Below are 9,917 nucleotides of genomic sequence, written 5' to 3' on the forward strand. Positions count from 1 at the left end.
TAACTAAGACAAAGTGTTAAAAGTTTTCAACCTAGCTAAAAAATTAAAACCTACGCTTTTGTTTAGCTGTACTTTTGATATAACACGAGAGATTATGAACAGAATGAACAGTTTTATTGCAATGGCAGCCATTGCAATATTGGCTAGCTGCAATAGCAAGCCATCAGCTACCAACAGCGGTAAAGACAGTGCAGCAGCAACAGTAGCAGCAAAACCACAACCAGGTAGTATTATTAAATTAGATAGTAGCAAGCGCTACATTTATCTTACTTGGGATGATTCACCTCAACCGCCAGGCACAACAGTAAGCAAAGCCGTGTTTAGAAAAGAAGGTGTAAAAGCAACTTTTTTTGCCGTAGGCATGAACCAAGTAGGGCCATTTAAAAAGCGTATTATTGATTCATTGAGAAATGAGTACCCACAATTTTTAATAGCGAACCATAGTTTTTCTCATGCCAACATCAATGGTAGAGATAATTACAGCTTGTTTTATAAGCAAATAGATAATGCGGTGCAAGATTTCTTGAAAAATGAGAAAGAATTGAATGTAGGTGTAAAAATTATTCGCTTACCAGGCAATAATGCGTGGGTGGCAAATGGCAAAATTCAAGGCCCAAAATCTACACTATTTGTGTGCCAAAAATTAGACACACTGGGCTACAAAGTAATAGGTTGGGATATTGAATGGAACCAATTTAAAGGTGCACCAAAAGAAAGTGTAGCTGAAATGCTGAAAAAAGTAAACGAGAAATTTGAAAGCGGCTACACTTACGAGCAAAATGCCTTGGTAATTTTATCACACGACAGATTGTTTGGCAAGCCACAATATGCAGATTCATTAAGCAAGTTTATTGCAGAATTGAAAAAAGACCCAAGAAACGTTTTTGAAACGATTGATCATTATCCTAGTGTAATGAGCAAAAAATAATTGATTTAACCATTTATAATATTATTGACAGCCACTTCTGTAAAGAGGTGGCTTTTTTGTGTGGCAATGAATTTGGGAGTTTTAAAAATTTATCAATAACTTTCCTCCAAGATTGTTATTATTTGCCACCTAAACACAACTCTTATGGATAGAAGGTCATTTTTATCCCCCCATAAAATAACTACCAACACAACAGTTACGCCATTTGTGGCGCCACCACCTACTACGGGTTTAAACCCATATGCTGGCACGTTTGGTGAGGAAGAAATTATTCATCTGCTGAAACGTACGATGTTTGGCGCTGCGAAAGCCGATGTAGATTATTTTTTAGGTAAAACAGTATCACAAGTAGTAGATGCATTATTAAACCCTACAGCACCATTACCAACACCACCAGTAAAAGAATATAGTGATACCACTGCATTGACACAACCTGATACAAACATTGCTGCTGGCGCTACGTGGGTAAATGATTATAATATTGATGGTACCATACAAAGCCTTCGTAGAGCGAGTTTTAAGAAGTGGTGGATGGGCGTAATGATTAATCAAGACAGAAGCATCAGAGAAAAGATGACCTTGTTTCTTCACAATCATTTTGCAACAGAAACCGCAGATGTAGCCAATGGTAATTATTGCTACAAACACCACAATTTACTACGCACCAATGCCTTGGGTAATTTTAAAACATTAACCAAAGCAATAACTATCGATCCAGCCATGCTGGTGTATTTAAATGGGCAGTTAAACACAGCTACAGCACCTGATGAAAACTATGGCAGAGAATTATTAGAGCTATTTACTTGTGGCAAAGGGCCAGACTCACAATACACAGAAGCAGACGTAAAAGCAGCGGCTAAAGTATTAACAGGTTGGCGTAACAATGCAAGCTTAATCGATTCATACTTTACCTTATCAAGGCATGACATTACTAACAAGCAATTCTCAGCATTTTTCAACAACACAGTCATACAAGGTAGAAATGTGGCTAATGGTGGCGACCTTGAAATAGATGCGCTACTGAATATGATTTTTAGCACACAAGAAGTAGCCAAATACATTTGCCGTAGGCTATACCGATGGTTTGTGTACTACGATATTGATGCAAGTGTAGAAACCAATATCATTATACCACTAGCTGATATTTTTAGAAACAATAATTACGAATTAAAGCCTGTATTAAGTGCGCTACTTAAAAGCGAACACTTCTTTGACACCTTATCTAAAGGCTGCCAAATAAAGAGCCCTGTTGATTTAGTAGTAGGTGCTTGTAGAGAATTTAATGTGGCGTTTCAACCAAGTAGTGATTATGTTACTAACTATGGCTTCTACAATTATTTAGTAAGTTGGTGTACCAATATGCAACAAAACCCAGGCGACCCACCTGATGTAAGCGGCTGGAAAGCTTACTACCAAGCACCACAGTTTTATGAGATATGGATTAATGCAGACACCTTGCCAAAACGTAACCAATTTACTGATACGATGGTGGTAAGTGGCTATACTTACAACAGTAAAAAAATACTGATTGACGGTATTGAATTTGCGAGGCTATTACCAAATCCATCTAACCCAAATGCACTGATAGATGATAGCTTGAAATACTTGTACCGTATCAGTCTATCGGCTAGTTTAAAGGCGCAGATAAAGAAAGATATTTTACTAAGTGGGCAAATAACAGACAGCTATTGGACAGATGCTTGGAATCTTTTTATATCAACACCAACCAATACTGCTAACACCACAACGGTTAAAAACAAGCTGCGTGACTTGTACAAATATTTAATGAATTTATCCGAATACCAATTAGCCTAGACCACTTAAAATACTTACCATGAAAAGAAGTGAGTTCTTAAAAAAAACACTGCTATCTAGCACCATTATACCATCATTCATTAATGGCTTTTCTGTAAAAGCATTGGGTGCTAATTCACCTTTAATGCAAGCCTTAAGCCTACCAACTACCGAGACAGACCATGTGCTAGTAATAGTGCAATTACAAGGTGGTAACGATGGCTTAAACATGGTAATTCCATTGGAATATTTTAGTGGCTATGCCAATGCAAGAAGCAATATTTTTATTCCAGAAGACAAAGTATTAAAGCTTACTAATACAAATAAGGTTGGCTTAAACCCAGCAATGACGGGGCTTCAAAGCCTGTACAACGATGGCAAATTAAAAATCATAAACTCTGTAGGCTACCCACAACCAAGCTTCTCTCATTTTAGGGCTACCGATATTTGGATGAGCGCTAGCGATAGCAACAATGTATTAAATACTGGCTGGGCTGGCAGATATTTAAACTACGAGTATCCTAACTTTCCTAATGGTTATCCCAATAGTTCTATGAGCGACCCATTGGCGATACAAATTGGTTCTGTTACTTCCTTAACCTTACAAGGGCCATCGGTAAGTATGGGCATGAGTATTAGTAATCCTACTAGTTTTTATAGTTTGGTAAATAGCATACTAGACCCTGCACCTGCTACACCTGCTGGTAAAGAGCTAACATTTATTAGGCAAATGTCTCAGCAAACACAAGCTTATGCCAGTGTGGTTAAAAACGCTGCTACAGCCGTTACCAAACAAGTGACTTATCCTAGCAATGCCTTAGCAGACCAATTAAAAATTGTAGCAAGGCTGATAAAGGGCGGCTTGAAAACAAGGGTGTACATGGTAAACTATGGCAGCTTTGATACACATGCCAATCAGGTAAATGCTTTAGATAAAACGACAGGTACACATGCTAACCTATTAAAAAATGTAAGTGATGCCATTAAAGCCTTTCAAGATGATTTGCAATTTTTAGATATCGAAGATAGAGTTGTTGGTATGACTTTCTCAGAATTTGGCAGACGCATGAAAAGCAATGCTAGTGGTGGTACTGACCATGGCGCGGCTGCCCCTTGCTTTGTATTTGGTAAAAATGTACTTGGTGGTGTACTTGGCGATACACCAAATATACCTATGAATGTAACCGTTGCTGACAACTTGCCTTTTCAGTATGATTTTAGAAGTATTTATGGTACGCTGTTATCAAACTGGTTGTGTGTAAATGACAACGACCTCAACCAAATACTACTTAAAAACTTTCAGCAATTGCCTATTGTAAATGCAGCAGTTTGTAATAAGGTTAACCCTAATATTAGTGGCTTTGATTTAATTACCAATTACCCCAATCCTTTCACTAGTAGCACTACCATTGCCTACACAACTGCTGGTGGTCATACATTAATACAAATAATAGATACCACAGGCAGAGTAATTGTGAACTTACTAGATAGAGAAATGCCAAGTGCAGGTACTTACACTGTAACATTTAATAGTGGTTCTTTGCCAATAGGTGTTTACTATGCAAGGCTTCAAAATATGGCTGTACAACAAGTGAGAACCATGCTAAAAGTAAGATAGATATACAATAATTGCTTTAAACACAACAGCCACTTATGTACATAAGTGGCTGTTGTGTTTTGTATTACTCAATCATTAGTATTGGTCAATTTCTGAGTACCTTTTAAAAGCTATATTTTTTGAGGCACGGTAGTTGCCTACATATAGGCATGTTACGCTACACCATCCAATATACCGCTACATCAAGCTATCATATACCATAATTTAAAAACTAGCTTACCACATCATTTGCAACTAATAATACCTAAGTGTTATTGCACTCTTGTGCATGTACTATTAATATAAAAGTGGCTTATCTGCGAATAATGTAACAAATACACACAATTGCGTAACACATACACTTCAAGCACAAAATAGTTTTGCCATTCAACACGTGAGACACCATCAATAGCACCAATAATACTATCGGTTGCTCTCTTCGCTTTTATCCAAAAGATCCTTTTGGTTTCACATTTTAACATTTACATCATGAAAAGAAACGCTTACACAAATGCTCAAAAAAGTCATATTGCCTTAAACGGCTTATGCAGGTTATTGTATAATAAATGGCTGTTTACTAGCCTACTTGTAATAGCATTTATAGGTGGCTGTAAAAAAATAGATGAGCAAGCAGGCACTACAGGTGTTTGTCCAATTATTATTTCAACAAGCCCAGTAAGCAATGCTACGGCTGTAAGTTTAAGCACTACAGTAAGTGCCACATTTAATGAGGCCATTAACCCGGCATCTTTAAATGCAGTAACATTTACACTGCGCCAAGGCACAATACCTATAGCTGCTGTAATGGCTTACAACGGCGTAACAGCTACATTAACACCAACCAATAAATTAGCCCCAAACACACAGTACACGGCTACAGTAACGATGGGTGTTAAAGACATGGCTGGTAATTCACCAATAGCAGATTATGTTTGGAACTTTACTACTGGTCCAGACCCTGCACCTACTGTTACTTCTACCGATCCTTTGAATCTTGCTACAGCAGTGGCTTTCAACAAAAAAGTATCATTTAGTTTTAGTAAAGTGATGGATTCAACATCTGTTGTTACAAACTTTACATTAATAAATACAACGCTTGGCGGTACACTTGTAGCTGGCACAATTGTGTACACAGGTACTACAGGCGTATTTACACCTACGGCAAGTTTATTGCCCAATACAACTTATACCGCTACTATTACAAATGGTGCTAAAGATCCTACTGGTATAAGACTAGCCAATAACTATATATGGAGCTTTACAACTGGTGCATTACCAGCCATTATTTCACCTACGGTTATTGCTACCGACCCTTCAAATTCTGCTACAGGTGTGGCTTTCAACAAAAAAGTATCGGTAACTTTTAGTACTGCTATGGATGCAACTACTATTACAGCTACTACTTTTAAACTAGCTAATACAACGGCTGGCGGCACGGCTGTTTCAGGCGTTGTTACATATGCGGGTGCGATTGCTGTATTTACACCATCGGTTAATTTGTTACCAAATACTACTTATACAGGTACAGTTACTACAGGTGCTAAAGACCTTGCAGGTAATCCGTTGTTAAGCAATTATACTTGGAGCTTTACCACAGGTGCATTACCAGATATTATATCGCCAATGGTAATTAGCACTGACCCTACAAACTTTGCAACAGGTGTTGCTTTAAATAAAACAGTGGCTGCCAACTTTAATAAAGTAATGGACGCAACGACTATTACCTCAGCAACATTTACACTTGCAAATACGACGCTTGGTGGTACACTAGTGGTAGGTACAGTTTCTTACAGTGGTACAACAGCTATGTTTAATCCAATAGTTAATTTATTACCTAGTACCACTTACACAGCAACCATTACTATGGGAGCAAAAGATTTAGCAGGTAACTCGGTAGTTAGTAATTATACATGGAGCTTTACTACAGGTGTAGCAGTAGATGCCATTGCACCAACTGTAATTTTAACTGACCCTACAAACCTTGCTACCAATGTGGCTCTAAATAAACAAATAACTGCAACGTTTAGCGAAGCAATGGATCCTGCAACTATTAATACCAATACATTTACTTTAAAGCAAGGTGCTAATAGTATTACTGGTTTAGTAACTTATACAGGTAATACAGCAATGTTATCGCCAACGTTTAATTTACTACCAAATACCACTTACACCGCTACAATTACCAATAGTGCTAAAGACTTGGCAGGTAATAATTTGGTAAGTAATTATATATGGACGTTTACAACAGTAGCATCTGACATCATACCACCAACAGTATTATCTATAGATCCTTTAAATAATACAACGGGTGTAGCAGTAGATAAAAAAGTAACTGCAACATTTAGCGAAGTAATGGATCCATTAACCATTAACGCACTAACATTTACCTTAAAAAATGGTGCAACACCAGTAACAGGCGTTGTAACCTATGCAGGTACTACAGCAACATTTACGCCTTCGGCAAATTTATTAGCCACAACATTGTACACAGCCACTATTACTACAGGTGCTAAAGATGTTGCAGGCAATGCCTTGGCAAGTAATTATGTATGGCAGTTTACAACAGCACCACAAGCTTTACCGCCACCATCTATTGGTTCAATGTCAATATTTGGTGCTTTTGGTGGTAATGCTGGCGTAACCAACCAAGGTATTTTTACCGTGATTAATGGTAGCATTGGTAGCACTGCTGCTTCTACTTTAATTACTGGTTTTCACGATGGTACTACAGGTGATGTGTACACTGAAACACCTTTAAACAAAGGGCTTATAACAGGTAGAATTTACACTGCACCACCTACACCTGGCAACGCAACATCTGCCGCTATTGCAACACAGGCTTTAGCCGATGCAACCGTTGCTTACAACAGTATTTCACCAGCTTCTAAACCTGGTGGTATTGATCCTGGTGCTGGCGAATTAGGTGGTTTAACCTTACAGCCTGGCGTTTATAAAGCTGCTGGAGGCACATTTAATATTACCAATGGCCCATTAGTATTAGATGCTAAAGGCGATGCAAATGCAGTTTGGATATTTCAAACAGCGGCAGGCTTAACCGTAGGTACAGCTGGCCCAGCAGGTGCTAAAAGTGTATTATTAATTAATGGTGGTCAAGCTAAAAACGTGTTTTGGTACGTAGGTAGCGCCGCAGTGATTAATGGTGCTGGTGGCGGTGTAATGACTGGTACTATCATCGCCAATTCTGGTGTTACTTTTTCTACCCCTGGCAATGTTGTGTTAACCACATTAAACGGCAGAGCAATATCACTTGTATCATCTGTTACAATGGTAAATACTGTTGTTAACGTACAATAACCCCCTTATATAGTCATCCCGATCTATTGGTCGGGATGATTTTTACAAACTCTTTCATTTTTTAAAAAGAATTTCATGAAACATATTCATACATCAACACAAAAAACAACATTGGCAATGGTGATGCTATTGCTAGTAGGCATTACTTCCAATGCACAAACCATTAAAAGAATACAACCAACATGGTGGTTTGGAGAATCTGGTGCAGCCAACTTTAATAACTATCGTGGTACTACACAAATGCTCAATCAAAACCTTACTGTACCTACTGCTTTTCATAAAGGTAGCAGCGTAAAACCTTACGGTTCTTTATTGGTAGAATACAGACCAGGCAAGGTTTTAGGCGGTATGCTTAACGTAGCTTTTGATAATCGTGGTGGCACTTTTGATGCAGTAGTTGCACCTTGTAATTGCCCCGCCAATTTATCTACCAAACTTAGCTATGTAACCTTTGAACCTAGTTTGCGCATTGCACCATTTTCAAATGCTTTTTATGTGTTTGCTGGACCAACCATTGCCATCAATCTATCTAAAGAATTTACCTACATGCAAGAAAAGCAAACAGATGTTCGTGCAGATTTTAGCGATGTTCGTAAAACAGTGTTAGGCGCACAAGCAGGCTTAGGTGTTGATATTCCTTTATCTGCAAAAGCTAGCCCTACACAAATGACGTTGTCACCTTTTGCATCTTTTCAAACAGATTTATTTGACCAACCACGTACTGTAGAAACTTGGGCAGTTAATACCATTAGAGCAGGTGTGGCTTTAAAATTTGGCAGTAAAAAAGTAGCGGCCTTAGCAGCATTGCCAGGTACATCTAAAACAGATACTATTACCAATACTGTTACCAACACAGTAACACTTAATAACAATCCTATACAGTTTTCTGTTCGTGCACCAAAAGTGGTGCCTTTAAACCGTCAGGTAAAAGAAAACTTCCCTTTGCGTAATTCTGTGTTTTTCGATATGGGTTCAAGCAAAATTCCTAATCGTTATATGCAATTATCTCCTTCACAAGCAACCACTTTTAAAGAAGCTAATTTGCAAAATGCACAGCCAGACAATTTAAACAATGGTCGTTCTGCAAGGCAGTTAGCTGTGTACCACAATATTTTAAATATTGTTGGTGATCGTCTACGTAACAATCCATCTAGCGCTATTACACTAGTTGGTTCTAGTGATAACAAGCCTACAGAAGGCAAGTTGATGACTGAAAATATCAAGGAATATTTAGTATCTAATTTTGGTATTAATAGTGCGAGAATTACGACTGAAGGTAGAGACAAACCAATGATTCCATCTGAGCAACCCGGTGCTACCAAAGATTTAGCGTTGTTGCGTGAAGGTGATAGACGTGTAGATATTATTAGCAATTCACCTGAATTATTATTGCAAGTAGGTGGTGTTAATTCTAGTTTTTTAAAGCCCGTGCAAATAAGTGCAGTTCAGCAAGACCCATTAGATAGCCACGTGATTTTAAATGCTGATGGTGCTGCTGACCAACTAAAAGTATGGAGCGTTAATGTAACAGATGAGCAAGGCAATATGCAACACTATGGCCCTTATACAGAAGACCAAGCATCTATACCCGGTAAAACAATTTTAGGCAATAACCAACAAGGTAACTACAAGGTAGTAATGACTGGCGAAACTAAAACTGGTCAAATTATTACCAAAGAAAGCTCTGTGAGTTTAATGAAAATGGATGATGCAAAACAAGAAGGTTTACGTTATAGTATTCTGTTCGATTTTGATAAATCAAAAACCATTGCTAGCTACGCTAAGTTTTTAACTGAAGTAGTTACACCGTTAATTCCTGAAAATAGCACGGTGATTATTCACGGCCATACAGATATTATAGGCGATGAAAAATACAACCATACCTTATCTCACAATAGAGCCATGGAAGCACAACAAATTTTAGAAAAAGCCTTGGCTGCTGCTAGCAAAAAAGGTGTAAAATTTGAAGTGTTAGGTTATGGTGAAGATCCAAGCATGTCACCGTTTGATAATAATTTACCAGAAGAACGTTTTTATAACAGAACTGTTATTATCGATATTATTCCAGGCAAGTAAATTATTACCCCAATAAAACCTATGCCTGAGGCAGTTGTACTTGTTGCAATTGTTTCAGGCATTTTTGTGTGCAATACAGGGCAAACGCATCTAAATTTCTTTAAAGAGTATATTTTCTAAGAACTTATCATTTAATATACACATCATCCTTTTGTTTTTGATACTAGCTTTTGTTGTTTTATCATTCTTGATTAAGTTGATAGCGAC

Annotated in this window: 5 protein-coding genes; all 5 read left to right on the forward strand. The window is 37.8% G+C overall.

Translation table 11 applies throughout. The features are described 5' to 3' along the window. The first annotated feature begins 94 nt into the window (after positions 1-94). Positions 95-928, forward strand: coding sequence for a polysaccharide deacetylase family protein (locus ACT9TX_RS07540; protein ID WP_481337658.1), 834 nt, complete (start codon positions 95-97; stop codon positions 926-928). Between the two features lie 144 nt (positions 929-1,072). Further along, entirely contained in the window at positions 1,073-2,743 is a 1,671-nt protein-coding gene (locus tag ACT9TX_RS07545; RefSeq protein WP_481337659.1) for a DUF1800 domain-containing protein, read from the forward strand. A 19-nt stretch (positions 2,744-2,762) separates the two neighbouring features. Continuing rightward, complete coding sequence (locus ACT9TX_RS07550; protein WP_481337660.1) at positions 2,763-4,340, forward strand: DUF1501 domain-containing protein; 1,578 nt, start codon at positions 2,763-2,765, stop codon at positions 4,338-4,340. A 468-nt stretch (positions 4,341-4,808) separates the two neighbouring features. After that, entirely contained in the window at positions 4,809-7,634 is a 2,826-nt protein-coding gene (locus ACT9TX_RS07555; protein ID WP_481337661.1) for an Ig-like domain-containing protein, read from the forward strand. A 75-nt stretch (positions 7,635-7,709) separates the two neighbouring features. Further along, entirely contained in the window at positions 7,710-9,710 is a 2,001-nt protein-coding gene (locus tag ACT9TX_RS07560; RefSeq protein ID WP_481337662.1) for an OmpA family protein, read from the forward strand. The last annotated feature ends 207 nt before the right edge of the window (positions 9,711-9,917 follow it).

It is taken from the genome of Parasediminibacterium sp. HNIBRBA5674 (assembly GCF_056745525.1).

Bases quoted from the DNA above. Each gene is read 5' to 3' on its own strand.
- ACT9TX_RS07550 (WP_481337660.1), top strand. From the start codon at position 2,763: ATGAAAAGAAGTGAGTTCTTAAAAAAAACACTGCTATCTAGCACCATT.
- ACT9TX_RS07540 (WP_481337658.1), top strand. From the start codon at position 95: ATGAACAGAATGAACAGTTTTATTGCAATGGCAGCCATTGCAATATTG.
- ACT9TX_RS07560 (WP_481337662.1), top strand. From the start codon at position 7,710: ATGAAACATATTCATACATCAACACAAAAAACAACATTGGCAATGGTG.
- ACT9TX_RS07555 (WP_481337661.1), top strand. From the start codon at position 4,809: ATGAAAAGAAACGCTTACACAAATGCTCAAAAAAGTCATATTGCCTTA.
- ACT9TX_RS07545 (WP_481337659.1), top strand. From the start codon at position 1,073: ATGGATAGAAGGTCATTTTTATCCCCCCATAAAATAACTACCAACACA.